Source organism: Burkholderia singularis (assembly GCF_001718875.1).
Lineage (GTDB): Bacteria > Pseudomonadota > Gammaproteobacteria > Burkholderiales > Burkholderiaceae > Burkholderia > Burkholderia singularis.
Map to the genome: position 1 here is coordinate 3,614,660 of NZ_CP013448.1, position 24,970 is coordinate 3,639,629.

The window sequence follows — 24,970 nt, forward strand, 5'->3', positions numbered from 1 at the left end:
GGCGCTCAGCGCGCGGCGGAAGTGTCCGGATGATGCGTGCGCACGCGGCGCAGCGTCAAGACGAACTCCGCGCCGCCCGCGGATGCGTTGCGCGCGGCGAGCGAGCCGCCCGCGTCGCGCGCGATCGACGACGAGATCGCCAAGCCGAGCCCGAGCCCGCGCCCCATTTCCTTAGTCGTGAAAAACGGCTCGAACAGCCGCGCGAGCAATTCCGGCGCGATGCCGGGCCCGTTGTCGCGCACGATGATCGCAAGCGCGTCGGCGCTCGCGTCGACCGTGATGTCGATGCGCGGCCCGGCTACGTTTGCGACCGCGTCGAGCGCATTGCCGAGCAGGTTGATCAGCACCTGTTCGAGCCGCAGATCCTCGCAGTGCGCGACGAGCGACGGATGATCGAGCGCGGGATCGAAGCGCGCGGTCTCGACGCAGCCGCGCGTCGCATCGCGCAGCGTGAGCGCAAGTTCGACGCCCGCGAGCCGCTCCTTGAGCAGCGACATCACGTTGCGCAGCGCGCGCGCGACGTGCGCCGCTTCGTTGCGCGGCCGCGCGCGGCCGACGAACAGCTTGAGCTGATTGGTGATCTTGCCCATTCGCTCGGTGAGCGCCGCGATCGCCTCGAGATTCTCGCGCGCGGCCGCCTGTTCGCCGCGATCGAGCAGCACGCGCGTGTTGTCCGAGAAACTGCGCAGCGCGGCAAGCGGCTGGTTCAGTTCATGCGTGATGCCCGCGGCCATCTGGCCGAGCGCGGCAAGTTTGCTCGCCTGAATCAGCTCGTCGTGCGCGGCGCGCAACTCCTGCTCGGCGCGGATGCGCTCGCCCACCTCCTTCTGCAGCCGCGCATTGGCCTGCGACAGATCCGCCGTGCGCTCCTCGACGCGCCGGTTCAGTTCCGCATACGCGCTTTGCAGCAGCACGCGGCCGCGCATCATCTCGTTGACGCGCGCGCGGCGCATCCGCCAGTAGAACCCGAGCAGGCACAGCGACACGAAACCGAACGCGGTGACGATCGTCGCGTTGAGCGCGTCGGCGTCGACGCTCGCGAGCGGCGCGAGCGTGACGAGCTGCCAATCGGGTTCGCCGAGCTGCCGGCGCGTCGCGAGGTAGCGCGGCGCGCGCCGGCCCGCGTCGAGGCCGCCCGAGGCCGGCGCGCCGGGCGCATCGAAGGCGGCGGCGAATCCCGCCGGACTCGCCCCATTGCTTGCGGAATCGGCCGGACCGAGCCGGATGATCTGCGCATCCGGGCCAAGCTCCCGCTCGACGCGAATCGGCAGCGGCGTCACCGGATACCGGGCGTACTGGCGCGTCTGCTGGATCGAGGCCGCGACGGGCGCCGGCAACGGCTTGAGCGTGTGGTATTTCCACGCGCCCACCGACGACAGGAAGATCACGCCATGATCGTCGGCGACGATCAGCGGCTCCGACGCGTCCGCCCCTTGAAACCATTCGAGATTGAGCTTCACGACCGCGACACCGATGATCTTGCCGTTGCGGCGTACCGGCTGCGAGATGTAGTAGCCGGGATCGCGCGAGATCGTGCCGATCCCGAAGAAACGGCCAGTGCCGCCCTTGACCGCCTCGACGAAATACGGACGGAAGCGGTAGTCGATGCCGGCGAAGCTGTCCGGGCCGCGCCAGTTGCTCGCGGCAACGCACAGACCGTCGGCGGTGATCACGTAGGATGCCGTCGCGTGCGCGTGGCGGTTCATGTCTTCGAGATACCGGTTCGCGCGATTCACATAGCGGTGGTTGCCCGGCGCCGCGAGCACGTCCTGCACGAACGGATGGCCGCCGAGCAGATAAGGAAGCGATTCGTAGCGGTCGAGCGTGCTCTTCAGTGCGTTCGTCGTGCGGTCGACGCGCGCCGCCGCATTGCGCCGCAAGTCGTCGACGCCGCGCTGCCACGTGAGAGTCCATGTGAGCGCACACGCTGCCGCGAGCATCGCGGCGAGCGCGAAAACGACGATCAGGCGGCGCTTCACGGTGGCGTCTTCCGAGCAGTAGGAACCGGCTATTGTGGCATAGCGGCCGCGCCGGGACGCCGCGACGCGCAATCGCGCCGCATCGGACGGGACGGGCAGCGTTACGTCCGACGGTGCGGCGCTCGAGCGACGCTGCGTCGCGCTGGCCGGGCTGGGTCCGGCTCATCGAAGCAACCAGCTTGCGCCGCGTGCGCCCGGCTCGAGCCGCCGTGGGCCGAGCGCGCGCGCATCGGCCCGCATCGATTCAGCGCCATCCGCACCGTGCAAGCCCGCTCGCCCGCATCAAGCGCGCCTTCGCACGGCGGCGCATGCGCCGCCGGACGCCCGGCCACGCACGTCAAACCTGGGCGGTCTCGCCTGCCGCCTCTTGGCCGCGCCCGGACAGCGCCGCCTGCAGCTTCGCGCGGTCCAGTTCCTTTTCCCATGCGGACACGACGACCGTCGCAACACCATTGCCGACGATGTTCGTCAACGCGCGGCACTCGCTCATGAAGCGGTCGATGCCGAGAATCAGCACCATGCCCGACAGCGGAATGGTCGGCACCACGGCGAGCGTTGCGGCAAGCGTGATGAAACCCGCGCCCGTCACGCCGCTCGCGCCCTTCGAAGTCAGCATCGCCACCGCGAGCAGCGTGAGCTGCTGCATCCACGTCAGTTCGATGTTGGTCGCCTGCGCGATGAACAGCACGGCCATCGTCATGTAGATGTTGGTGCCGTCGAGATTGAACGAATAGCCGGTCGGCACGACGAGGCCGACGACCGAGCGCGAGCAGCCGGCTTTCTCGAGCTTCTCCATCAGTTGCGGCAGCGCCGCTTCGGACGAACTCGTGCCGAGCACGATCAGCAGTTCCTCCTTGATGTAGCCGATGAAACGGATGATCGAGAAGCCGGTGAAGCGCGCGACCGCGCCGAGCACGACAAGCACGAATACGACCGACGTCAGGTAGAACGTGCCGATCAGCTTCAGCAGCGGCACGAGCGAGCCGACGCCGTACTTGCCGATCGTGAAAGCCATTGCGCCGAACGCGCCGATCGGTGCGAGCTTGGTGACGATATGGACGATGCCGAACAGCACGCGGGTGATGCCGTCGATGAAATCGGTGACCGCGCGGCCGCGCTCGCCGAGATGCGCGAGCACGCTGCCGAACAGGAGCGCGATCAGCAGGATCTGCAGGATCTCGCCTTGCGCGAACGCGTCGACCATCGTGTTCGGGATGATGTGCAACAGGAAATCGACCGTCGACTGGCCGTGCGCCTTCGCCGCATACGACGCGACTTCCTTGCCGTTGAGCGTTGCCGGATCGATGTTGAAGCCGGCGCCCGGGCGCAGCAGGTGCGTGGCCGCGAGACCGAGCACGAGCGCGAAGGTCGACACGATCTCGAAGTAAAGCAGCGCCTTGCCGCCGACGCGCCCGACCTTCTTCATGTCCTGCATCCCGGCGATGCCGGTGACGACCGTGCAGAAGATGATCGGCCCGATCACCATCTTGATCAGCTTGATGAAGCCGTCGCCGAGCGGCTTCATGTCGATCGCGAGCGACGGATAGTAGTGGCCGAGGATCACGCCGATGACGATGGCGAAAATCACCTGCACGTAAAGCACTTTATAGAACGGTTTCTTCACGATGGTTCCGCAGAAGGGAGGATGAATCGGGAACGGGCGGCGTCACGCGCGCGGGCGAATGTCAGGGGAACGCCATTCGCCCGCGCGGCTGCCGTGCCGCAACAAGCGATGGCCTCAGGGAATCCGGGGGGGATGGATGGCAGTGGTCATCGGTTGTCTCCTTGTCGGCCAGAGTTAGTGCTTCAGCACTTACTCTGGCCCCATGCCGTGGTTGGTTGGAGTTAGCGCTTTAGCGCTTACTCCAACCCCTCGGCGGTCGGCCAGAGTTAGTGCTTCAGCACTTACTCTGGCCCCATGCCGTGGTTGGTTGGAGTTGGCGCTTTAGCGCTTACTCCAACCCCTCGGCGGTCGGCCAGAGTTAGTGCTTCAGCACTTACTCTGGCCCCATGCCGTGGTTGGTTGGAGTTGGCGCTTTAGCGCTTACTCCAACCCCTCGGCGGTCGGCCAGAGTCAGCGCCTTTCAGCACTTACTCCTACCCCATTCAAAGTTGCTGTATTTATCGGGCCAAGAGCGGCCGTGACGACATCTAGAGCAAGGTCGATGCCAGCTTGAAAGTCAGCGCCGGCCTGTTGATTTATCCGGATTTTCCGGACCTTTCCCCCACCCGCGTTCCGATTTTCCGGAAAACCGGAATCCATCGATCCGGATTATCGGACGATCGCGCGATATTGTCTGATTTTTCGGTGCGCGGCAATCGCCGTTGCGCGCGCTCGGCCGCCAGCTCCCCATCCCAGCCCGGGGACAACCGCCGCGCACATTCGCACTCTTTATGCCCGGCGCCGTTAGCGCTCGCGCCCTGCCCGCACGTCACGCATTCGACAATGCGATATAGCGCGCGAGATGATGATCCTCGTCTCCGAGCTGATGGTCGATCATCACGAGCCGCTTCGCATAATGCGACAGCGGCAGTTCCCACGTCATCCCGATTCCGCCGTGCAACTGGATGCTCTCTTGCGCGACGAGCGCGCCGATCCGGCCGACGCTGTACTTCGCGGCGGCGAGCGCGCGCTCGCGCGCGGCACGCGGTGCGTCAAGCCGCGCGGCCGCGTTGATCACCGCCGAGCGCGCCTGCTCGATCTCGATCAGCAGATCGACCATCCGGTGCTGCAACGCCTGGAAGCTGCCGATCGGCACGCCGAACTGCTTGCGCGTGCGCAGATAATCGAGCGTGTATTCCTTGGCGGCGTCCATCGCTCCAAGCGCCTGCGCCGCGAGCGCGAGCAGACCGTAGCCGATCGTGCGTTCGATCAGTTCGCCCGCATCGGGCACGCCGGCCGGCGCGCCGAGCAACGCGTCGCTGCCGAGCACCACGCGCTCGAAGCGCAAATCGGCCGCCCGGCCACCGTCGATCTTCCGATAGCCGCGCACCGACAGGCCCGGCGCCGCCTTCGGCACGACGAACAGCGCGAGGCCCGCCGGATCGTCGTCGGCGCCCGCCACGCGCGCGCTGACGACATAGAACGTCGCGTGTTCGCCGCAATCGACGACGGCCTTTTCGCCGTCGAGCACCCACGCGCGGCCGTCGCGCACGGCGCGGGTGCGCACCGTGTGCAGTTCGTAGTGCGTGCCCGGCTCCGCATGCGCGAACGCGCCGATCGCGCGCCCGTCGATCAGCGCGTCGAGCAGTGGGCGGTGCGCGGCGCCGCCGGCCTCGGCCAGCGCGCGCCCGGCCATCAGCGCGCCCGCGAACGGCTCGACGACGAGCCCGCGCCCAAGACATTCGAACACAAGCGCGATATCGAAGCCCGCGCCGCCGAAGCCGCCGCAATCTTGCGTAAAGAGCGCGCCGATCGCGCCCAGCTCGGCGAAACGCCGCCACATCTCGTCGCTGTAGCCCGCGTCCGACCGCGCGATCCTGTCGCGCACGGCAAACGGATACTGTTCGGCGATGAAGCGCTGCAGGCTGTCGGCCAGCATCCGGCGCTCGTCGGTATGTCGAAAGTCCATGTGTGCGCGCTCCTTCGTCACAATCCGAGCATCGTCTTCGCGACAATGTTCTTCTGGATTTCGTTCGAGCCGCCGAAAATCGACAGCTTGCGATTGTTGAAGTACTGCATCGCCGCGCTCGCGGCTTCGGGCAGGCCGCCCGGCGTATCGCCGTCGTAGCCGCCGTCGAGCGCCTCGTCGACGAACGGCAGCGCGTGCGGCCCCATCGCGCGGCGCATCAGCGACGTGATTTCCTGGCGGATCTGCGTGCCGAGTATCTTCAGCATCGAACTCTCGGCCCCCGGCACGCCGCCGCCCGCAACCGACGCAAGCACGCGCAGGTTGGTCGTCTTCATGTTCTCGAGGTCGATTTCGACGCGCGCGAGCCGCGCGGCGAAGAGCGGGTCGTCGGCAAGCGGCCGGCCGTTCTTCACGACTTTCGCCGCGACCGCGCGCAGCCTGTCGAGCGCCGCGACCGAAAAGCCGACGCCCGCGATATTGGTGCGCTCGTAAGTCAGCAAATACTTCGCATAGGTCCAGCCGTGGTTCTCTTCGCCGACGAGGTTGTCGAGCGGCACGCGCACGTCGGTGAAAAACACTTCGTTGACTTCGTGCTCGCCGTCGAGCGTGACGATCGGGCGCACCTCGACGCCGGGCGAATTCATGTCGACGAGCAGGAAACTGATGCCTTCCTGCTTGCGCGCGCCGCTCGCGGTGCGCACGAGGCAGAAGATCATGTTCGCGTAGTGGCCGAGCGTGGTCCAGGTCTTCTGGCCGTTGACGACGTAATGGCCGCCGTCGCGCACCGCGCGCGTTTGCACCGACGCGAGATCGGAGCCCGCGCCCGGCTCGGAGTAGCCCTGGCACCACCAGTCGGTGCCGTCGAGGATGCGCGGCAGCCAGTAGCGCTTCTGCACATCGCTGCCGTACTTGATCAGCACCGGGCCGAGCATGTTCACGCCGAACGGCACGATCCGCGGCGCGCCGGCGAGCGCGCATTCGTTGTCGAACAGAAACTTCTGCGCGACGCTCCAGCCGGGGCCGCCCCACTCGCGCGGCCAATGGCTCGCGAGCCAGCCCTGCTCGTTGAGGATCGCATGCCATTCGCACATGTCGTCGCGCGTCAGGCGCAAGCCGCCCTTGACCTTGCTCGATAGGCGCTTCGGCAATTTGTCGGCGAGAAAGCGCTGTACGCCGGCGCGAAACGCTTCCTCTTCTGCGGTGAAATTCAGATCCATCTGGCGTGCCTCGAATGCGTGTTGAATTGCACAAGCGGACGCCCGGTTTCGCCGGCGAGCGCGCCACCGCTCGGCGACGAAGCCCGGGGGTCAGTCGATACGGTTCAGGCTCGCGAAGGTCTCGCCGCGCTCGACCAGCTCGACGAGCAGCGGCGACGGCTGCCAGAAGAACGGATCGTCCCGCGCGAACGCGCGGATGTCGGCGAGCACGTTGGCCAGGCCCACGGTGTCCGCGTAATGCATCGGGCCGCCGCGATAGCGCGGAAAGCCGTAGCCGTGCACGAACACCGTGTCGACGTCGAGCGGGCGCAGCGCGATGCGCTCGCGCACGACGTTCGCGCCTTCGTTGATCATCGCGGCCAGATAGCGGCACACGATCTCGTCGTCGGTGAACGCGCGCGGCACGACGCCCTTGCGCGCGCGCTCGGCGTCGATGATCTCCTCCACCTGTGGATCGGGCACGCCGGTACGCGCGCCGTCCGGATACAGATAGAAGCCACGCCTGGTCTTCTGGCCGAACCAGCCGCGCTCGCACAAGCGGTCGGCGATCTCGACATAGCGCAGCCGCGGGTCGCGCGTCGGCGCGCGCCGCTTGCGCGCCGCCCAGCCGATATCGCCGCCCGCAAGATCGACGACCTGGTAAGGCCCCATCGGAAAGCCGAACGCGCGGATCGCCTGGTCGATCTGATACGGCGACGCGCCGTCCTCCATCATGTGATCGGCGGCCATCCGGTAGACGGCGAGCACGCGGTTGCCGATGAAGCCGTCGCACACGCCCGCGCGCACCGGCGTCTTGCGCAGTTTTTTCGCAAGCGCGAACGCGGTCGCGACGACGTCCGCGCCCGCCTTCGCCGGCACCACCACTTCGAGCAGCTTCATGATGTGCGCGGGCGAGAAGAAGTGCAGCCCGATCACGTCGGATGCGCGCTCGGTGCTCGCGGCGAGCGCATCGATGTCCAGATACGACGTGTTGGTCGCGAGCACCGCGCCGGGTTTGCACGCGCGCGCGAGCGCGGCGAACACGGCCTGCTTCACCGCCATGTCCTCGAATACCGCCTCGATCACGACGTCGGCTTGCGCGAGCGCGTCGTATGACGTGCTGCCTTCCAAACGCGCGAGCCGCGCGGCTTGATCGCCGGCCGTCATCCGCCCCTTCGCGACGAGGCCCGCGTACACCTTTTCGATATGCGCGCGGCCGCGCGCGAGCGATGCGTCGTCGCGCTCGACCATCGTCACCGGCAAACCCGCATCGAGCGCGGCCAACGCGATCCCGGCGCCCATCGTGCCGCCGCCGACCACGCCGATCCGCTCGAGCGGGCGCGGCGCGCTGCGGCGCGCCTCGGGCGACTTCGCCGCCTCGCGCTCGGCGAAGAACGCATGCACGAGCCCGGCGCGCTGCGGACTCGCGACGCACTCGGCAAAGTACGCGCGCTCGGTGCGCAGCCCCTCGTCGAACGGCTGCGTCAGCGCGGCGGCGACCGCGTCGACGATCTTGCCCGGCGACAGCAGCCCGCGCGTTTTTTTCGCGACATCGGCACGCGCCGCATCGAGCGCCGCCTGGGCCGCCGCGCGGTCCGCGAGCCCCTGCGCGTCGCGCGTGCGGCGCACCGGCGCACCGGCCGCGAGCAGTTCGTGAACATATGCGAGGCCTTCGGCGAGCGTGTCGTCGCTCTGCGCGACGCGGTCGACGAGCCCAAGCGCGAGCGCCTCGTCCGCCGCAACGTGCCGGCCGCTCAGCATCAGATCGAGCGCGGCCCGCGCGCCGATCAGGCGCGGCGTGCGCTGCGTGCCGCCCGCGCCGGGCAAGAGGCCGAGCTGCACTTCCGGCAGGCCGAGCTTCGCGCCCGGCATGGCGATCCGATAATGCGCGGCGAGCGCGATTTCGAGCCCGCCGCCGAGCACCGCACCGTGCAGCGCGACGACAACCGGCTTGTCGCTGGCCTCGATCCGATTGCACACGTCCGGCAGCAACGGCGGCACGGGCGGCTTGCCGAACTCGCGAATGTCGGCGCCCGCGATGAAGTTGCGCCCCGCGCCCACGATCAGCACGGCCGCGACGGCGGCGTCGGCCGCCGCGGCGTCGAGCGCGTACACGAGACCGCGCCGCACGGATGCGGACAGCGCGTTGACGGGCGGATGATCGATCGTGACGACGAGCACCTTGTCGCGCCGCTCGTGCGTGACCGTACCGGTTTCATCGGCTGATGGGTGAGTCATGTTTGTCTCCGTGCTGAATGAGGCGCGCGCGGCGGCAGCGATCGGGCACGACCGCGCGCGGGGTATGCCCCGATTCTCGATTGATCCAGATGGATTGACAATTCCCGCATTCCTTTACAACCTGTCAAAGAAAATTTGACAAAGGCGGCTATGTCTTACGTCCGGAAATGGATCTGAACGCACTCACGCTGCTCGTGGACATCCTCGATGCAGGCAACCTCAGCAAGGCGGCGCGGCGGCTCAAGATGAGCCGCGCAAACGTCAGCTACCGGCTCAACCAGCTTGAGAAGTCGATCGGGCTGCAACTCGTGCGGCGCACCACGCGGCGCATCGAGCCGACCGAGATCGGGCTCAAGCTCTACGAGCACGGCCGCCGGATTCAGCATGAGCTGTTCGCCGCGCGCGAGGCGGTGACCACGCTCGGCCAGGATCTGCAAGGCCGCGTCAGGCTGTCGGTGCCAAGCGGCTACGGGCAGCTTGTGATGTCTACGTGGCTGATCGCCTTCAAGCGGCGCTACCCCGGCATCGTGCTCGACGTCGTGTTCGAGAACCGGGTCGAGGATCTGATGCGCGACGAAGTCGACATCGCGGTGCGCGTGATGTCCGAGCCGCCGCAAAACCTGGTCGCGCGCGACATGGGCGCGGTGCGTTACGTCGCGTGCGCGTCGCCGGGCTTCGCCGCGGCCCACCCGATGCCGACCGAACTCGACCAGCTTTTCGGTGCGCCCGTCATCACGGCGGCGGTGATCGGCCGGCAATTGCGCGTCGCCGCCTACCTGGGCGACGAGCGGCATGAAGTCCTGCTCGAGCCGACGCTGATCTCCGAGAATTTCCTGTTCCTGCGCGACGCGATTCTCGCCGGGCTTGGCGTCGGCATCGTGCCGGATTACGTCGTCCACGACGACGTGCGGCGCGGCGCGCTCGTCACGACGCTCGATGCGTACCGGCTCAGCATCTTCGGCACGCACATGTATATGCTGTCCATGCCGAACCGGCATCACACGCGCGCCATGTCGACGTTCATCGATTTCGTGCTCGATCATGCACGCGGCGCGGGACGCGGCGAATAGCCAACAACGCGGGCGATGTCCAGCAGTTTCGCGCGACCGTGCACTCGGGACTCGCGATATTGCCGAAGCAGTGGGTTGATAGTATTTTGAGCGGCACAAGAAGCAAGAAGCCGCTTGCCGGCAGATCGCGATCCGCTTTCATTCTTACGGAACCCGAACGATCCTGTGAACGCTGCCCGCCCCCCCAGCCCCAAGCGTGCGGCCCGCACGCGCGGCGCACCCGCGATACACCCGCCGAAGATCGAGCTGCGCGTGCTCGGCACGCCGGTCACGCTGCAGGAGCACATCCGCCGGCAAGCCGAGCAGGATCTCGGCATCAAGCTGCGCTTTGTCGTCGAAAGCGGCGTGGATGCGCAACGCGACGGCGCGATGCATCCGCAGCGCTACGAACTGTACGATCAGTGGTTTCACAGCATCGATTGCCTGTGGCCCGCGCAGGCGCTGCAGCCGATCGACGTCACACGCATCGCGCGCTGGAAGGAAGTGAACGCGCTGCCGCGCACCGGCCGCATCGGGCCGCGCGCGGAGCTGAGCGGCGGCAGCGTGCCCGCGCAGCGCCTGTTCGTGCAGCCGGACGGCACGCTCGGCGGCGCCGCCACCGAGCGCATCAGCATGCTGCCGCTCACGCACAACGTCGACAGCTTCGCGTATCTCGACGATGCGCTGCCCGCCCGGCTCGCCCGCACCCCCGAAAGCTGGGCGTGGCTGCTCGCGCCCGAGCTGGCCGGGCGCGTCGCGCTGCAGACGGACGCGTCGATCGGCGCGATCGACGCGGCGCTCGCGGTCGAGGCAAGCGGCCTGATGCGATTCGGCGACATCGGCAATCTGACCATCGAGGAAATCGACGCGCTGATCGGCACGCTGATCGAATTCAAGCGGCGCGGCCATTTCGCGGGCTTCTGGTCGACCTCGGCCGAAGCCGCGCAACTGATGATCTCGGGCAAGGTCGCGATTCAGAGCATCTGGGCGCCGGCAACGGTCCAGCTCGAGCGCGCGGGCGTGCGCTTTCAGCTCGCGCGTCCGAAGGAAGGCTATCGCGCGTGGTACGGCGGACTGTCGATCTCGCGCGCCGCGAGCGGCCGCGCGCTCGACGCCGCATACGCGTATCTGAACTGGTGGCTCGACGGCTGGGCCGGCGCGACGATGGCGCGCCAGGGCTACTACATCTCGAATCCGGAACGCGCGCGCGCGTATCTGAGCGACGGCGAATGGGCATATTGGTACGACGGCGCGCCCGCGCCCGAAAAATTGTCCTGCCCGACGGGCGAGCGCGCGATCTCGTCCGGGTCGACGCGTGCGGGCGGAAGCTACGTGTCGCGAATGAGCCGGATCGCGGTGTGGAATTCGGTGATGGACGAGCACAACTACCTGGTCCGCCGCTGGACCGAATTCATGCAATCCTGATGGATTCGCTGTTGCGAAGACAATGACAAAACCAGCCAAAGCGCGAAACCCTATCGCCCGGCCACGCAAGGCGGCCGCCGCCCATCCGGCCGCCAACGGCGCAGAAGACGGCCGCGAGCGTTACCGGTCGATCCACGAGCATCTGAAGCATGCAATCGCACACGGCCGGCTCCAAGCCGGCCTGGTGCTGCGCGAGAGCGCCGTCGCACGGCTGTTCGGCACGAGCCGCGCGCCGGCGAAAAAGGCGCTCGACATGCTGCACGCGCAAGGCCTGCTGCACCGGTTCGACGGCCCCGGCTATCTGGTCGCGCGCCATGACGGCGCCGCCGCCGAGCCGGTGCATGCGACGCTGTCCGCCGACGCGCTCGGCCTGGATGCGCACAACGGCGCGCATGGCGCGCTGACGGACGGCGAGCGGATCTACGACGCGCTCGAAGCATCGATCTCGCTCGCCATCGTGTTCGGCCATTTCCGGATCAACGAAAGCGATGCGGCCCGCGCATTCGGCGTCAGCCGCGGCGCGGTGCGCGAAGCGCTCAACCGGCTGCGCGATCTCGGCCTCGTCGAACGATCGCAGTCGGCGCATTGGCTGTGCGGCCCGCTGACCGCGCGCGCGGTGCGGCACGATTACGAGCTGCGCATCCTGCTCGAGCCGGCCGCGCTGCTGGCGAGCGCGCCGGCGCTCGCGCGCGGCACGCTCGCGGCCGCGCGCGACGACATCGCGCGGGCGATCGCCGCGCCGGAATCGTTCGACGCCGACGCCGCGCACCGGCTCGAAATCACGCTGCACGAGCGGCTCCTGAGCGATGCGCCGAATCACAAGCTGCTGTCGCTCGTCAACCGCGCGCATCTGCCGCTGACAGTCAATCACGCGTTCTATGCGGCCTTTAATCTGCGCCCGGAGCAGGCCACGCTCGTCGAACATCTGCGCGTGCTCGACCTGCTGCTCGCCGACCATCCCGAAGCCGCGTCCGACGCGCTCGCCGCGCACCTGCGCGCCGGCCAGGTGCGCACGCTGCAACGGCTCAAATCGCTATCGGTGCTGCCCGAGCCCACGCTGCCGGACTACCTGACCCGCATCGCATAATCCCCCGTCACCGCCACCGGATAAGCCGTTCCCACCAACATGAACATGATCGTGATCGACCGGATTGCCGTTGCGTGAACCACCGCCATTGCCTTCGCTTTTTCGCCTGCCGCCCCTTCATGCCCTTCATGCAGAAACACGCGCCGATGACCGGGCGGATTCGTCCGCCCCTATCCCACCCGTGGGCGGCGGCCATCGCCGCCGCGCTGCTCGCCGTCACCGCCGGATGCGCGAGGCCGCCCGGCGCGGACGCGTCGCGCGCGCCGCAGGCCGCCGCCGATGCGCCCGCGCCCGCACCGTCGGGCGAGTTGGCAAGCTGGGTTGACAAGCCGGGCTGGACCGCCCAGCGCGACATGATCGCCGCGCCTTTGCCGCTCGCCGCTCAGGCTGGCGAAGAAATGCTGAAGGCAGGCGGCACCGCCATCGACGCGGCCATCGCCGCGCAGATGGTGCTGACGCTGATCGAGCCGCAAGCATCGGGCATCGGCGGCGGCGCGTTCCTGCTGCACTCGGACGGCAAGACGCTCGAAGCTTACGACGGCCGCGAAACCGCGCCCGCAGCGGCGGCGGCAACGGCAAACGCGAACGCGAACGCGACAGCGAGCGGCGCGCGCCGCCACACGCCTGGCGGTATCCCGCCCGTGCCCGGCCCAAGCGAAGCCGGCGAGCACGCCGGCCCGGCCGATCCCGGCGGCCGCGCAGTCGGCGTGCCGGGCGTGCTGCGCATGCTCGAACTCGCGCATCGTGCGCACGGCAAGCTGCCGTGGCGCAGGCTCCTGCAGCCCGCGATCCGGCTCGCCGAGCACGGCTTCCCGCTCGGCCCGAGGCTTGCGGCGGCGATCGCGAGCGATCCGTCGCTCGCGAACGATCCGGCCGCGCGCACGTACTTCTTCGACAAAAACGGCAAGCCGCTGCCCGCCGGCACCACGCTGAAAAACCCGGCGCTCGCGGCAACGCTGCGACTCGTCGCCGCACACGGCGCGAATGCGTTCTATACCGGCGCCATTGCCCGAGACATCGCCGCGAAAGTCCGCCAGGCGCCCAATTCGGGCGGACTCACGATGCAGGATCTCGCTCGCTACCGTGCGAAGGTGCGCGCGCCGCTTTGCACCGACTACCGGAAATGGACCGTCTGCGGCATGCCGCCGCCGTCGGCGGGCGGCCTCGTCGTCGCGCAAATGCTCGGCATGTTCGAGACGCTGCCGGACTGGCTGCAGATCGGCGCGCAAAAGCCGGTGCGCAGCGCGGGCGGCTATGAGCCGACGCCGTTTGCCGTCCACCTGTTCAGCGAAGCGGGCCGCCTCGCTTATGCCGATCGCGCGCAATACGTCGCCGATCCCGATTTCGTCGCCCCGCCCGCGCTGGGCTGGTCGAGCCTCGTCGACAAGCGCTACGTCGCGGCGCGCGCGCACATGATCGGCGACTCGAGCATCGGGCACGCCGACGCCGGCTCGCCATCGGGCGCGCCGCTCGCGTTCGCCGACGACCTCGGCACGGAGGAACCGCCGCCGGCCTCGCCGATCGTGGCCGTCGACCGCTATGGCAACGCGCTCGCGATGACGTCGAGCGTCGGCGGGCGCTTCGGCTCACGGCTGATGGTGCGCGGCATGCTGCTCAACAACGCGCTCGCGAACTTCTCGCCTGCCTCCGGCGAGGGCGGCAAGCCCGTCGCAAACCGCATGCAACCGGGCAAGCGCGCACGCTCGACGCTTGCGCCCGTGCTCGTGTTCGAGAAGCGCACGCAACGGCTGATGATGGCGCTGGGCTCGGCGGGCGGCGCATCGGCCGCGAACTACGTCGCGAAGACCCTCATCGGCATGACGGACTGGGGAATGACGGTCCAGCAGGCAATCGCATTGCCGAACTTCGGCTCGCGCAACGGCCCGACCGAGCTTGAGCAGGCGCGCGTGCCGGATGCACTCGCGCAGGCTTTGAGGGAACGCGGACACGACGTGCGCTTCGTCGACACCCGATCGGGCTTGCTGGGCATTCAGCGGATCAACGTCGGCGGGCAATCGGTGTGGTTCGGCGGCGCGGACCCGCGTCAAGACGGCATCGTCATGGGAGACTGACCGGCGCCGGGCGCGCATCGCGGGCGCGGCTGCGCATGCGTTTCGTCGACGGCCGGCCCGGCTTGCGGGAGATGCGCAAACCGGCGTCGGCAAACCGGCGGCCCGCGCGCGCGACGCGGCACGCCGCCGCGCCGTCCGCGTCACCCCCGCCCCTTCCACGGCACGAGCCGGCGTTCGAGCGCACGCATGCCGAGATCGAACCCCCACGCAATCAACCCGATCAGCACGATTCCCATCACGACGACGTCGGTGCGCAAAAAGCTCGACGCATTGAGCACCAGCTGGCCCAGCCCCGCCGTCGCGGCAACCATCTCGGCGGCGACGAGCGTCGTCCAACCGAAGCCGATCGCGATCCGCAGCCCGGTCAGAATCTCGGGCAGCGCCGCGGGCAGCACGACGTGCCGGACGATCTGCGCAAAACTGCCGCCGAGCGAATAAGCCGCGTTGATCTGCTCGACGGTCGCGCTCTTCACGCCGGCGCGCGCCGCCATCGCGATCGGCGCGAAGCAGGCGAGAAAAATCACGACGATTTTCGCGGTCTCGTCGATACCGAACCAGATCACGACGAGCGGCAGATACGCAAGCGGCGGCAGCGGCCGATAAAATTCGAGCACCGGATCGAGCAGCCCGCGCGCAATCCGGCTCACGCCCATCAGGATGCCCGCCGGCACGCCCACGAGCGCCGCGAGCGCGAACGCGCCGAACACGCGCAGCGCGCTCCAGCCGAGATGCTCGGCAAGCGGCAGGCCACCCTGGAGGCGGCCGCGCGACGCGTCGACGAACGCGCGCCAGACAGCCTCGGGCGCCGGCAGAAAGAGCGGCGGCAGCCACTGAAAATGCGTCGCGGCCCACCATAGAATCGCCAGCCCGATGACCGCGCCCGCGCTCAGCGCGACGCTCGCGCCTTCGCCCGGCAACCGGTAGCGGCGGCGCACGCGCGGCGCGCCAAACGCCGTGCGCGAAGCCGGTGCAGCCGAGCCGGCCGGCAGGCTCGATCGAACGGCCGATGCGGCCGCCTGCTCGGCCGGCGCATCGGCATACGGCGCGGATAACGCGGTTGCGCTCGCCCGCGCCGTCATCCGTTCCACCGCGGCCATCTCCGCAAGCGCGGCTTGCGCCCCCGCGCGCGGGCGTTTCGAATCCGACACTGCCTGCCGCGCGCTCATCGCGTCCGCTCCATGGCTTCGGCTTCGGCTTGCGGCCGCGCCGAGGCTTCACACGCGTCGGCCCACCCCGCCGCCCCGCGCCGATGCAACCGCTCGACGAGCCGCTCGCGCCACGCGATGAACTCCGGCGACGACTTCACCGCGCGCGCGTCGCGCGACTCGACATAGCGCCGTGCGAACGGCAGCGTGTCAGTCTCGGCAATGCGCCCCGGCCCAGGCGTCATCACGACGAGCCGCGTCGCGAGAAACAGCGCCTCCTCGATGTCATGCGTGATGAAGAACACCGTCTGACGCGTGCGCGCCCATAGATCGAGCACGAGTTCCTGCATCGACTCGCGCGTCATCGCATCGAGCGCGCCCATCGGCTCGTCCATCAGCAGCACGCGCGGCTCGCCCGCGAGCGCGCGCGCGATCCCGACGCGCTGCCGCATCCCGCCCGACAGCTCGTAGACGCGCGCGTGCGCATGGCCCTCGAGGCCGACGAGCGCGAGCATTTCGCGCGCGCGCCGTTCGCGCTCGGTCTTCGCGACACCCCGAAAGCGCAGACCGAGCGCGACGTTGCCCAGCACGTCGAGCCACGGCAGCAGCGCATAGTTCTGGAACACGACGCCGCGATCGGCGCCCGGCCCTGCCACGCGCTCGCCGTCGATCAACACGTCGCCCGCGCTCGGCGCGACAAAACCCGCGATGCAGTTGAGCAGCGTCGTCTTCCCGCAGCCGGACGCGCCGAGCGCGACGACAAACTCGCCCGCGTCGATGCGCAGATCGACATCGGCAAGCGCCTGCGTGCCGCCGCGCCCGCGCTCGCCCGGATAGGCCACCGACAGCCGCCGGATCTCGAGCGCGCTCATCGTGCGGGCTCCCGTGCGATCGCGTCGCGCCGACGCGGTGAGCTCGCGCGCCGCATGTCAGCGCGCGGCCGCCTGGCGCACGAACGTCGGATCGACGCCCGCCGAATAATCGGACAGCACGCTCTGGATCGTGTGCTGCGTCTTCAGGAACGCCGCCGTCGCCGCCAGGGACTTCGCCGCGCCCGATTGCGCACCGCCGCCGAGCCACGCGTTCGATGCCTGCTCAGCAAGCGTCGGAAATGCGTACAGCGCGAGGCTCGCCGGCACGTCTTGCGGGTTCGCGCCCGATTCCTTCGCGATCGCCGCGACCTGGGGCGACCCCGCATTCCACGCGGCCGGGCGCGCGCGATAGTCGGCATCGGCGGCCGCGAGCACCTTGACGAAGCGCGTGACGAACTCCGGATGCTCGCGCGCGAATTTGCGATTCACGACGAAGCCGTCGAACGTGGCATTGCCCGTCTGCTTCGCAACTTGGCCGGACGTGATCAGCACGCGGCCGTTCTGCTTGACCTTCGCGAGCACCGGGTCCCAGATGTAGGTCGCGTCGATGTCGCCGCGCGCCCACGCGGCCGCGACCTCGGGCGGGCGCAGATTGAGAATCCTCACGTCGTCCGGATTGACGCCCGCGCTTTGCAGCGCGACGAGCGTATGGAAATGCGACGTCGACACATACGGCACGCCGATCTTCTTGCCCTTGAGCGCCGCGACGCTCGTCACGCCGGAGCCGTTGCGCGCCACCAGCGCCTCGGCATCGTTGATGTTGTCGAGAATCCAGAACAGCGAGATATCGACGCCTTGCGAGAGCCCCGCCGCGATCGGGCTCGAACCCGCCTCGCCCAACTGCACCGAGCCTGACGCGAGCGCGCGGATCACGTCGGCGCCGCTGCCGAGCTTGCGGAACGTGACCTTGTAGCCGGTCGCCTTCTCGACTTCGCCGCTCGCCTGCGCATAGCGCCACGGCACCACCATGTCCTGATAGGCGATCACCACGTCGCGCGATTGCGCGTGCGCGGCCGGCATCGACGCGCAGGCCGCGAACGCGAGCGCGGCGACACGTGCAAGACTGAAACGCTGCATGACTTCCCTGCTCCTGTTTGAGCCGATTCGGCAAAAAGGCTTTCGACTATAGGGCGTCTGGCGTGGCGGGGTTCTAATTATTCGTTCGATGCTATTGACGGCGTTGCAGCTTTGCTTTTCATGCGAAACTGGACGGCGTGCACGATCGGGCCGCGTAAGCCGCGCTTTGGCACCCATGCGCCCGCTGCGTCGAGCGCTTGCGCGGGGCGCGCCGGGGCCGGCGGGCCGGCCGAGCGCAGGCGGCGCAATCCGGCGCATTCACGCATCGCACTCCCGCGCGACACGGCCCCGGCGGCCGGCCGAACGCGCTTAGCGCGGCATGCCGGACGCCGCGCAATGCGCCCACGGCCAAACAAAAACCCCACGTTCCGAAAAACGTGGGGTTCGTCAGCCAACTTGAAAACGGTATTAACGCGGCTTTTTCCGCGATGAAACGAGCCGATACGGCACGCGCTTCAGCTCAAACCACTCCCGCGCCGTGCGCCTGCAGATCCGCGTGATAGCTGGAGCGCACCATCGCGCCCACCGCCGCGTGCGTGAAGCCCATCTCGTATGCCTGTTCCTCGTACATCTTGAACGTATCGGGATGCACGTACTCGCGCACCGGCAGATGGTGATCCGACGGTTGCAAATATTGGCCGATCGTCAGCATGTCGACGTCGTGCTCGCGCAAATCGCGCATCACCTGCAGGATCTCGTCGGCCGTTTCGCCGAGGCCGACCATCAGGCCGGACTTCGTCGCAACATCCGGATGCAGCGCCTTGAAGTCCTTCAGGAGCTTCAGCGAGTGCGCGTAATCGGAGCCAGGGCGCGCTTCCTTGTACAGGCGCGGCACCGTTTCGAGATTGTGGTTCATCACGTCGGGCGGCGCCGCGTTCAGAATCGACAGCGCGCGGTCCAGGCGGCCGCGGAAATCCGGCGTCAGGATCTCGATGCGCGTGTGCGGCGACTGTTCGCGCACTTCGCGGATGCATTCGACGAAATGGCCCGCGCCGCCGTCGCGCAAATCGTCGCGGTCGACGCTCGTGATCACCACATACTTGAGCTTCAGCGCGGCGATCGTTCGCGCGAGATTCTTCGGCTCATCGGCGTCGAGCGGATCGGGACGGCCGTGGCCCACGTCGCAGAACGGGCAGCGGCGCGTGCACTTGTCGCCCATGATCATGAACGTCGCGGTGCCCTTGCCGAAGCATTCGCCGATGTTCGGACAGCTCGCTTCCTCGCACACCGTGTGCAGATTGTGCTCGCGCAGGATCGTCTTGATCTCGTTGAAGCGCGAACTGCCGGTGGCCGCCTTCACGCGGATCCACTCGGGTTTCTTCAGCTTCTCGATCGGCACGATCTTGATCGGGATGCGCGCCGTCTTCGCCTGCGCCTTTTGCTTGGCGCTCGGATCGTAGGCGGGGGCGGGAGTAGCGGTCGAGTCAGTCATTCGATTGTTCCATTGCCTGCTGCGGCGGTGAGGCGTCCGGCGTTGCGGCGCCGTCGAGGTTGGCGATCAGACGGCCGACGAGCGTCTCGGCGACTTCGCGCCAGTTGGCATCGACGCCGACGCTGGCCATGTCGACGGTTTCGAGCCCCGCATAACCGCACGGATTGATCGCGAGAAACGGGCTCAGCTCCATCTTCACGTTGACGCTCAGGCCGTGATAGCTGCAGCCGTTGCGAATCTTCAAGCCCAGCGCGGCGATCTTCGCGCCGCGATGCGGCCCCGATTCGACGTAAATGCCGGGCGCGCCGGCCTTGCGAACCGACGCGAGATTATACGCCGCGAGGGTCTCGATCACGGCGTCCTCGATCCGTGACACCAGCGCGCGCACCATCAGCTTGCGCCGCCGTAAGTCGACCAGCAGATAAGCGACGATCTGCCCCGGCCCGTGATAGGTGATTTGCCCGCCGCGATCGACCTTCACGAGCGGCACGCCGGTATCGGCAACCAGCAAGTGGGCGGGATCGCCCGCCTGGCCGAGCGTGTAGACGGGCGGATGCTCGACGACCCAGATTTCGTCGCCGGTATCCGGGCTGCGGGATTCGGTGAACGCGCGCATCGCGTCGAAGCACGCGTCGTAGTGCCGGCGGCCGAGCCAGCGGACGGTGACGGGCAATCCCGACGGGGAACGCAAGACGTCGACGGCGGCATCGGGCGCGAAGGACGCGGTTGACGCGAGAGAAGCGGCGGGGACCGGCGGAGATGACATGGGCGGTAGTTTACCGAAATCCCGCGCATCCCGCCGGCCGCCGAAAGGAACGCGGCGCGGCCACGCGTGCAGCAAAACGAATCGCGCACGGGCGGGAAGACGAATGAGGGCCGAATCGCGCCCCTGCATCCGCCGCACGCTCGTCCGGCAAGTGATGCGGCATGTCCGTCATGTGCCGGGCCGCGCTAGCGCCGGACCTCGATTCAAGCTGACCCCGAAGCGGGCCAAAGCAGACCCAAACGGGCTCAAAACAGGCTCAAACAGCCCGGCGCACGCCGGGCCGCCGCCTTGTTAGAGCACCACCTTGACCATCGGATGGCCCGTCAGCGCGCGATAGATGTTGTCGAGCTGTTCCTGGCTCGTCGCGCGAACCGTGACGGTGAGGCCCGTATAGTTGCCGCCGCTCGACGCGCGCTCCTCGATCTTCTCCAGATCGATCTCGCGATCGTGAACGCTGACCACCTTGAAGATCGTGTCCTTGAACTCGGGATGCGCGCGGCCCATGATCTTGATCGGAAAATCGCATGGGAATTCGAGCAGCGTTTCCTTGGGCGTCTCGATCGCGCCCGTCAGCTCGACGGTTTTGGGTTCGGTCATGTCGTTCTCCGTGAAGGCGCGTCACGCGCCGTCGATTTCTCGCGCCTTCGCCCGCTGATACGCGGCGTACAGCGCGTCGTACACCGGGCCCGGCCGGCCGCCCTGCACGGGCAGATCGTCGAGCAGGGTCACCGGCAGAATTTCCTTCGTCGCCGACGTGAGCAGAATCTCGTCGGCGGCGCGCAGCTCCGCTTCATTGATCTCGCGCGCGACGAAGCGAATCCCGCATTCGTCGGCCAGCTCCTCGACGAGCGAATAGCGGATGCCCTCGAGAATCCTTTCGCTGCGCGGCGGCGCGAGCAGCTCACCGTTCTTCACGATCCACACGTTCGACGACGAGCCCTCCGTCACGTTGCCGCCGCGCAGTTGGATCGTCTCGACCGCGTCGTGCTCCGCCGCATGCTGCGCCATCAACACGTTGCCGAGCAGCGACACCGCCTTGATATCGCAGCGCAGCCAGCGCCGGTCCTCAGCCGTCACGCAGCGCACGCCTTGTGTGCGCTGCGCATCGGTCGGCAGCACGAGCGGATTGGCCATCGCGAACACGGTCGGCACCGCGCCCGCCGGAAATGCGTGGCCGCGCTTGGCGACGCCGCGCGTCACCTGGATATAGACGATCGCGTGCCGGCCGTCGCCGAGCGCGGCCGCATTCGCGTCGACCACGCGCGAGACCAGCGCGCGCCAGCCCGCTTCGTCGTGCGGATCGTCGATGCCGACCGCCCTCAGGCTACGCGCGAGACGCGCAAGATGCTGCGCGATCCGGAACGGCACGCGGCGCGCGCCGTTCGCGTAAACCGGCACGACTTCATACACGCCGTCGCCGAAAATGAAGCCGCGGTCGAGCACCGGCACGCGCGCTTCGGACAGCGGCGTGAGCGCCTCCTGCGACGCAACGCTCAAATAGACAGTCGGTTCGATATCGGCTTGGCTCATGGTGATGGCGGGCAACGAAGTCGTCATGGTCGCAACGAGCTTACTTCTTTTTGCTGAACATCAGCAGGATCGAATCCCAGATGCGGCCGAAAATGCCCGCCTCCGGCACCGGCTGCAGCGCGACGACCGGGAATTCGGCGAGCGTCTTGCCGTCGGCCGCGAGCTTGACCGAGCCGACCGTCTGGCCGTCCGCGAGCGGTGCGATCAGCGGCGCGTTCAGCGAGACTTCCGGCTTCACCTTGTCCGCGACGCCGTGCGGCACCGTGACGAACAGATCCTGCTTCACGCCGACCTGCACGGTGTTGCTCTTGCCCTTGTACACGCGCGGCGTGTCGATCGGCTGGCCGGCCTTGTAGAGGCGCACGGAGTCAAACGCGGTGTAGCCGTAGTTCAGCATCTTCATGCTGTCCTGCACGCGGTCGCTTTCCTTCGTCTCGCCCATCATCACGGTGACGAGGCGGCGCGTCGCGTCGCTCGAGCCCGGCAGCGCGCGCTTGGCCGTCGCGATCAGGCAATAGCCCGCGGCCTGCGTGTGGCCGGTCTTCAGGCCGTCGACGGTCGGATCGAGCCACAACAGCCGGTTGCGGTTCGGCTGGCGGATCTTGTTGTACGTGAATTCCTTGACCGAGAAGATGTTGTAGTAGTCGGGGAAATCGCGGATCAGGTGGGTCGACAGCGTCGCGAGATCGGCGGCCGTCGTGTAGTGCTGCGGATCGGGCATGCCGTTCACGTCGGCGAAGTGCGTGCCCTTCATGCCCAGACGCCGCGCCTCGTCGTTCATCATGTTGACGAACTGCGCCTCGCTGCCGCCCACCAGCTCGGCGAGCGCGATCGCCGCGTCGTTGCCGGACTGGATGATCATCCCGTACACGAGGTCGTGCACGGAAACGGGCTTGCCCGCCTCGATGAACATCCGCGACTCGTCGCGGCCGACGCGGCGCACCGCCTCGCTCGGCGTGACGATCTGCTCCATCGAGATCTTCTTGGTGCCGAGCGCCTCGAACACGAGATACGCGGTCATCAGCTTCGTCAACGAGGCGGGCTCGACGCGCTCGTCCGCGTTACCGGACGCGAGCACCTGGTTGCTGCTCGCGTCGACGAGCGCCCACGAGCGCGCGTTGACGCCCGGCGGCGGCACCGCGCCCGGCATGTAGGTCGCGGGCGCGCCCGTCGGCGCGGCGGCAGCGGCTGACGCAGCCTTGGCTTTTGCCTTCGCGGCAGGCTTCGCATACGCGACGGCGCCGCTCGTCACGAGCGCGGCGGGCAACACGATGCCGAGCGCGACGTTACGTGCGGCAACGGCAAAAGCAGTGGAGGAAGCGAGAGACTTGAGGCCGTAGGAGGACAAACGCATATCGGTTCAGGGCTGATGGCAGAAAGTGCAGCGCGCACGAGGCGCGCGGTTGAAGGGCTGCGGCGCGGCATGGCGGCGCGCATGCTGCGGCCGATGCGCGCCGCCCCGGCACCGGGGCGCCGGTTGGACAGGCGGCGGCGCGATCGGTTCGCCATGCGCAAGCCGCGCGGCCGATGCGCGTGCAGCGACGCCCGTCAACCAAGGCGGAGCGGCGCGCCGCACATGCGGCGAACCGGGCACGGCCGACGCAAGCCCGGCCATTATACGAAAGTCGCATGCGCGCAGCCGGCAAGCCCGAATGCCTGCCTGCCGCGCATGCCGGAGGTCAGCGCCACGCGCCGATCACGATCCGTTTGATCAGATGCAGCTTGCGGTGAAAGAAATGCTCGGCGCCCGGAATCACGATGACGGGCAGCTCCTGCGGCCGCGCCCAGTCGTAGACGGCCGAGATCGGGACGGTGTCGTCGTTTTCGCCGTGAATCACGATCGTATCCTCGGGCACGTCGGCGACTTGCCAGCGGCTTGCGGCCGTGCCGACGAACACCATCCGCTCGATCGCCTGCCCGGCGTCGCGCAGCCGCTTCGCGACGTGCGACAGCACGAACGTGCCGAACGAAAAACCCGCGAGCACGACGGGCAGCGCCGCATGGCCGGGCAGCGCACGCATGTGCGCGAGCACCGCGAGCAGATCGTCGACCTCGCCTACACCTTCGTCGTGCACGCCTTGCGTCGCGCCGACGCCGCGAAAGTTCGAGCGGATCACCGCGTAGTTCAACTGGACGAAGATCCGCGCGAGCGTCTGCGCGACTTTGTTGTCCATCGTGCCGCCGAACAGCGGATGCGGATGCGCGACGAGCGCGATGCCGCGCGGCGCGGCCGTGCCTTCGCGCACGGCGTCGGGCAGGTCGATCGCGATCTCGATGTCGCCGGCCGGGCCGGCGATCAGGGATTTCTGGGTATGGACGTTCATACGGCGGCGTACCGGGTCATGCAAAAAAACGCGCTTGAGGGCTGGAAGGCCAGACGGCTTGAGCGTTGTTCGACGGCTCGAAGGCACGACGGCCCGCGGGGCTGGATTCAGATCCTCAGGCGCTCGACGATCTGGCCGTCGCGCAAATGCGATTCGACGATCTCGTCGATATCGTTCTTGTCGACATACGTATACCAAACCCCTTCCGGGTAGACGACGACGGCCGGCCCTTGCTCGCAGCGGTCCAGGCAGCCGGCCTTGTTGACGCGCACCTTGCCCGCGCCGGCGAGCCCCAGCTCCTTGACGCGCTTTTTTGCGTACTCCTGCAGCTCCTGCGCGCCGCAATTCGCGCAGCTCGGACGGTCCGCATCCTTGTCGCGCTGGTTCAGGCAGAAAAAGACGTGATGCTGATAGTAGGGTTCCATGGCGTGACCCATTGTCGGAGGGACGCCGCGCGGGCATCCGCATTGTCGGGGTGTCGCGAAGACGAGCGACCGATTATAGCGAGCGGTGCCGCTTGGCGCTCGGCGCGCACGCGGCGGCGTTCATTGCGCGGCGCCGCCAGCCTGCGTGCCGAGCCACACGACGAGCTGATCGACCAGATCGTCGGACGCCGTCGCGAGCGCGGCCGCGCCGCCCGCCGCATCGGGCGTGCTCGCCGGCGCGCGCGCGACGAACGTGCGCTGACCGAGCACCTTGCCGTCCTGCGTGAGCGTCGCGCGCGCGGTGACGGCCGCATGGCTTTGCGAGCGGCCGTCGAACACCTGCTCGAACTGCGCCAATTCGACCTTCAACACCGGCGCGCGCACGCTGTCCTCGCCGCCGAGCACCGCGCCGCGTTGCGACAGCGCGGCGCGCAGCCGCTGCGTGAGCAACTGCGCGGGCGGCGCGGTCCATTTGCTGTCGCGGTACACGGCGATACGCTGCGCGTCCGCGTAGGCGAGCCGATAGACAAACCGGTCGGAGTCGAGCGGATCGGCCGCGCCAACGTCGAGCACCTTGAGCGCCGGCCCCGAGCCGGCCGACGCGGCCGGCCGCGCGGGCCCGAGATCGTAGCGCACGTTCGTCAGCGCGGCGCCCGTGCCCGCGCAGCCGGCGACGCTCGACAGCGCGAGCACCGCCGCAAGCGCGAACGCCGGACGCCGGCGAACCAACCCAAAGAGTCCTGACATGCCATATCCCTGCATCGCGATTTCCCACATAGCG

The 24,970-nt window shown here is 68.2% G+C and carries 20 protein-coding genes; 4 read left to right on the forward strand and 16 right to left on the reverse strand.

Annotated elements, in window-relative coordinates; translation table 11 throughout:
* Window positions 1-5: 5 nt before the first annotated feature.
* The 5 genes from AQ611_RS15965 to AQ611_RS15985 all read right to left on the reverse strand — a co-directional run bounded on the left by AQ611_RS15965 (window position 6) and on the right by AQ611_RS15985 (window position 8,985).
* Entirely contained in the window at window positions 6-2,078 is a 2,073-nt protein-coding gene (locus tag AQ611_RS15965) for a sensor histidine kinase (RefSeq protein ID WP_083237342.1), read from the reverse strand.
* A gap of 238 nt (window positions 2,079-2,316) precedes the next feature.
* Entirely contained in the window at window positions 2,317-3,606 is a 1,290-nt protein-coding gene (locus AQ611_RS15970; protein ID WP_059517653.1) for a dicarboxylate/amino acid:cation symporter, read from the reverse strand.
* Between the two features lie 805 nt (window positions 3,607-4,411).
* A complete protein-coding gene (locus AQ611_RS15975; protein WP_069235352.1) occupies window positions 4,412-5,551 on the reverse strand; it encodes an acyl-CoA dehydrogenase family protein in 1,140 nt (379 codons plus the stop codon).
* 17 nt (window positions 5,552-5,568) lie between these two features.
* Window positions 5,569-6,768, reverse strand: a complete 1,200-nt coding sequence (locus AQ611_RS15980; RefSeq protein ID WP_069235042.1) for an acyl-CoA dehydrogenase family protein — start codon at window positions 6,766-6,768, stop codon at window positions 5,569-5,571.
* A 90-nt stretch (window positions 6,769-6,858) separates the two neighbouring features.
* On the reverse strand, window positions 6,859-8,985 hold the full coding sequence (locus tag AQ611_RS15985; RefSeq protein ID WP_069235043.1) for a 3-hydroxyacyl-CoA dehydrogenase NAD-binding domain-containing protein: 2,127 nt from the start codon (window positions 8,983-8,985) through the stop codon (window positions 6,859-6,861).
* 167 nt (window positions 8,986-9,152) lie between these two features.
* Between AQ611_RS15985 and AQ611_RS15990 the strand changes: the two genes are divergently transcribed.
* The 4 genes from AQ611_RS15990 to AQ611_RS16005 all read left to right on the forward strand — a co-directional run bounded on the left by AQ611_RS15990 (window position 9,153) and on the right by AQ611_RS16005 (window position 14,618).
* Window positions 9,153-10,055: a LysR family transcriptional regulator gene (locus AQ611_RS15990; protein WP_069235044.1), complete on the forward strand. Its 903-nt coding sequence runs from the start codon at window positions 9,153-9,155 to the stop codon at window positions 10,053-10,055.
* Window positions 10,056-10,307: 252 nt separating this feature from the next.
* Window positions 10,308-11,459 carry an ABC transporter substrate-binding protein gene (locus AQ611_RS15995; RefSeq protein ID WP_083237412.1) on the forward strand — a complete coding sequence of 384 codons (1,152 nt, stop codon included), beginning with the start codon at window positions 10,308-10,310 and terminating at the stop codon, window positions 11,457-11,459.
* 22 nt (window positions 11,460-11,481) lie between these two features.
* Window positions 11,482-12,546, forward strand: a complete 1,065-nt coding sequence (locus AQ611_RS16000) for a GntR family transcriptional regulator (protein ID WP_083237343.1) — start codon at window positions 11,482-11,484, stop codon at window positions 12,544-12,546.
* 146 nt (window positions 12,547-12,692) lie between these two features.
* The gene (locus AQ611_RS16005) at window positions 12,693-14,618 is read left to right on the forward strand and encodes a gamma-glutamyltransferase family protein (RefSeq protein ID WP_069235355.1); all 1,926 of its coding nucleotides are present in this window, start codon (window positions 12,693-12,695) and stop codon (window positions 14,616-14,618) included.
* A gap of 140 nt (window positions 14,619-14,758) precedes the next feature.
* On the opposite strand, the gene AQ611_RS16010 is transcribed toward AQ611_RS16005, so the two are convergent.
* The 11 genes from AQ611_RS16010 to AQ611_RS16070 all read right to left on the reverse strand — a co-directional run bounded on the left by AQ611_RS16010 (window position 14,759) and on the right by AQ611_RS16070 (window position 24,951).
* A complete protein-coding gene (locus AQ611_RS16010; protein WP_180978168.1) occupies window positions 14,759-15,697 on the reverse strand; it encodes an ABC transporter permease subunit in 939 nt (312 codons plus the stop codon).
* Window positions 15,698-15,780: 83 nt separating this feature from the next.
* Entirely contained in the window at window positions 15,781-16,635 is an 855-nt protein-coding gene (locus AQ611_RS16015; RefSeq protein ID WP_083237344.1) for a taurine ABC transporter ATP-binding protein, read from the reverse strand.
* 57 nt (window positions 16,636-16,692) lie between these two features.
* Window positions 16,693-17,712 (reverse strand): taurine ABC transporter substrate-binding protein, encoded by a 1,020-nt coding sequence (gene tauA, locus AQ611_RS16020; RefSeq protein WP_069235045.1) that lies wholly within the window; start codon window positions 17,710-17,712, stop codon window positions 16,693-16,695.
* A gap of 460 nt (window positions 17,713-18,172) precedes the next feature.
* Window positions 18,173-19,144 (reverse strand): lipoyl synthase, encoded by a 972-nt coding sequence (gene lipA, locus AQ611_RS16030; RefSeq protein ID WP_059517636.1) that lies wholly within the window; start codon window positions 19,142-19,144, stop codon window positions 18,173-18,175.
* A complete protein-coding gene (gene lipB / locus AQ611_RS16035; RefSeq protein ID WP_069235357.1) occupies window positions 19,137-19,910 on the reverse strand; it encodes a lipoyl(octanoyl) transferase LipB in 774 nt (257 codons plus the stop codon). Before lipB ends, lipA begins: the two co-directional genes overlap by 8 nt.
* A 291-nt stretch (window positions 19,911-20,201) precedes the next feature.
* Window positions 20,202-20,507: an HP0495 family protein gene (locus AQ611_RS16040; protein WP_059517634.1), complete on the reverse strand. Its 306-nt coding sequence runs from the start codon at window positions 20,505-20,507 to the stop codon at window positions 20,202-20,204.
* Window positions 20,508-20,528: 21 nt separating this feature from the next.
* A complete protein-coding gene (locus tag AQ611_RS16045; RefSeq protein WP_059517632.1) occupies window positions 20,529-21,440 on the reverse strand; it encodes a D-amino acid aminotransferase in 912 nt (303 codons plus the stop codon).
* A gap of 40 nt (window positions 21,441-21,480) precedes the next feature.
* Complete coding sequence (locus AQ611_RS16050; RefSeq protein ID WP_069235047.1) at window positions 21,481-22,794, reverse strand: D-alanyl-D-alanine carboxypeptidase family protein; 1,314 nt, start codon at window positions 22,792-22,794, stop codon at window positions 21,481-21,483.
* A gap of 325 nt (window positions 22,795-23,119) precedes the next feature.
* Window positions 23,120-23,764, reverse strand: coding sequence for an alpha/beta hydrolase (locus tag AQ611_RS16060; protein WP_059517626.1), 645 nt, complete (start codon window positions 23,762-23,764; stop codon window positions 23,120-23,122).
* Window positions 23,765-23,871: 107 nt separating this feature from the next.
* Window positions 23,872-24,189: a (2Fe-2S) ferredoxin domain-containing protein gene (locus AQ611_RS16065; protein ID WP_059517624.1), complete on the reverse strand. Its 318-nt coding sequence runs from the start codon at window positions 24,187-24,189 to the stop codon at window positions 23,872-23,874.
* 120 nt (window positions 24,190-24,309) lie between these two features.
* The gene (locus tag AQ611_RS16070; RefSeq protein ID WP_069235049.1) at window positions 24,310-24,951 is read right to left on the reverse strand and encodes an ABC-type transport auxiliary lipoprotein family protein; all 642 of its coding nucleotides are present in this window, start codon (window positions 24,949-24,951) and stop codon (window positions 24,310-24,312) included.
* Window positions 24,952-24,970: the final 19 nt, after the last annotated feature.

Excerpts from the sequence above, each read along its gene's own strand:
- AQ611_RS16060 (WP_059517626.1), bottom strand. The coding sequence starts at position 23,764 with ATGAACGTCCATACCCAGAAATCCCTGATCGCCGGCCCGGCCGGCGAC.
- AQ611_RS15990 (WP_069235044.1), top strand. The coding sequence starts at position 9,153 with ATGGATCTGAACGCACTCACGCTGCTCGTGGACATCCTCGATGCAGGC.
- tauA (WP_069235045.1), bottom strand. The coding sequence starts at position 17,712 with ATGCAGCGTTTCAGTCTTGCACGTGTCGCCGCGCTCGCGTTCGCGGCC.
- AQ611_RS16000 (WP_083237343.1), top strand. The coding sequence starts at position 11,482 with ATGACAAAACCAGCCAAAGCGCGAAACCCTATCGCCCGGCCACGCAAG.
- AQ611_RS16045 (WP_059517632.1), bottom strand. The coding sequence starts at position 21,440 with ATGAGCCAAGCCGATATCGAACCGACTGTCTATTTGAGCGTTGCGTCG.
- AQ611_RS15985 (WP_069235043.1), bottom strand. The coding sequence starts at position 8,985 with ATGACTCACCCATCAGCCGATGAAACCGGTACGGTCACGCACGAGCGG.
- AQ611_RS16005 (WP_069235355.1), top strand. The coding sequence starts at position 12,693 with ATGACCGGGCGGATTCGTCCGCCCCTATCCCACCCGTGGGCGGCGGCC.
- AQ611_RS16015 (WP_083237344.1), bottom strand. The coding sequence starts at position 16,635 with ATGAGCGCGCTCGAGATCCGGCGGCTGTCGGTGGCCTATCCGGGCGAG.
- AQ611_RS15975 (WP_069235352.1), bottom strand. The coding sequence starts at position 5,551 with ATGGACTTTCGACATACCGACGAGCGCCGGATGCTGGCCGACAGCCTG.
- AQ611_RS16070 (WP_069235049.1), bottom strand. The coding sequence starts at position 24,951 with ATGCAGGGATATGGCATGTCAGGACTCTTTGGGTTGGTTCGCCGGCGT.
- lipA (WP_059517636.1), bottom strand. The coding sequence starts at position 19,144 with ATGACTGACTCGACCGCTACTCCCGCCCCCGCCTACGATCCGAGCGCC.
- AQ611_RS16065 (WP_059517624.1), bottom strand. The coding sequence starts at position 24,189 with ATGGAACCCTACTATCAGCATCACGTCTTTTTCTGCCTGAACCAGCGC.
- AQ611_RS15980 (WP_069235042.1), bottom strand. The coding sequence starts at position 6,768 with ATGGATCTGAATTTCACCGCAGAAGAGGAAGCGTTTCGCGCCGGCGTA.
- AQ611_RS16010 (WP_180978168.1), bottom strand. The coding sequence starts at position 15,697 with ATGACGGCGCGGGCGAGCGCAACCGCGTTATCCGCGCCGTATGCCGAT.
- AQ611_RS16050 (WP_069235047.1), bottom strand. The coding sequence starts at position 22,794 with ATGCGTTTGTCCTCCTACGGCCTCAAGTCTCTCGCTTCCTCCACTGCT.
- AQ611_RS16040 (WP_059517634.1), bottom strand. The coding sequence starts at position 20,507 with ATGACCGAACCCAAAACCGTCGAGCTGACGGGCGCGATCGAGACGCCC.
- lipB (WP_069235357.1), bottom strand. The coding sequence starts at position 19,910 with ATGTCATCTCCGCCGGTCCCCGCCGCTTCTCTCGCGTCAACCGCGTCC.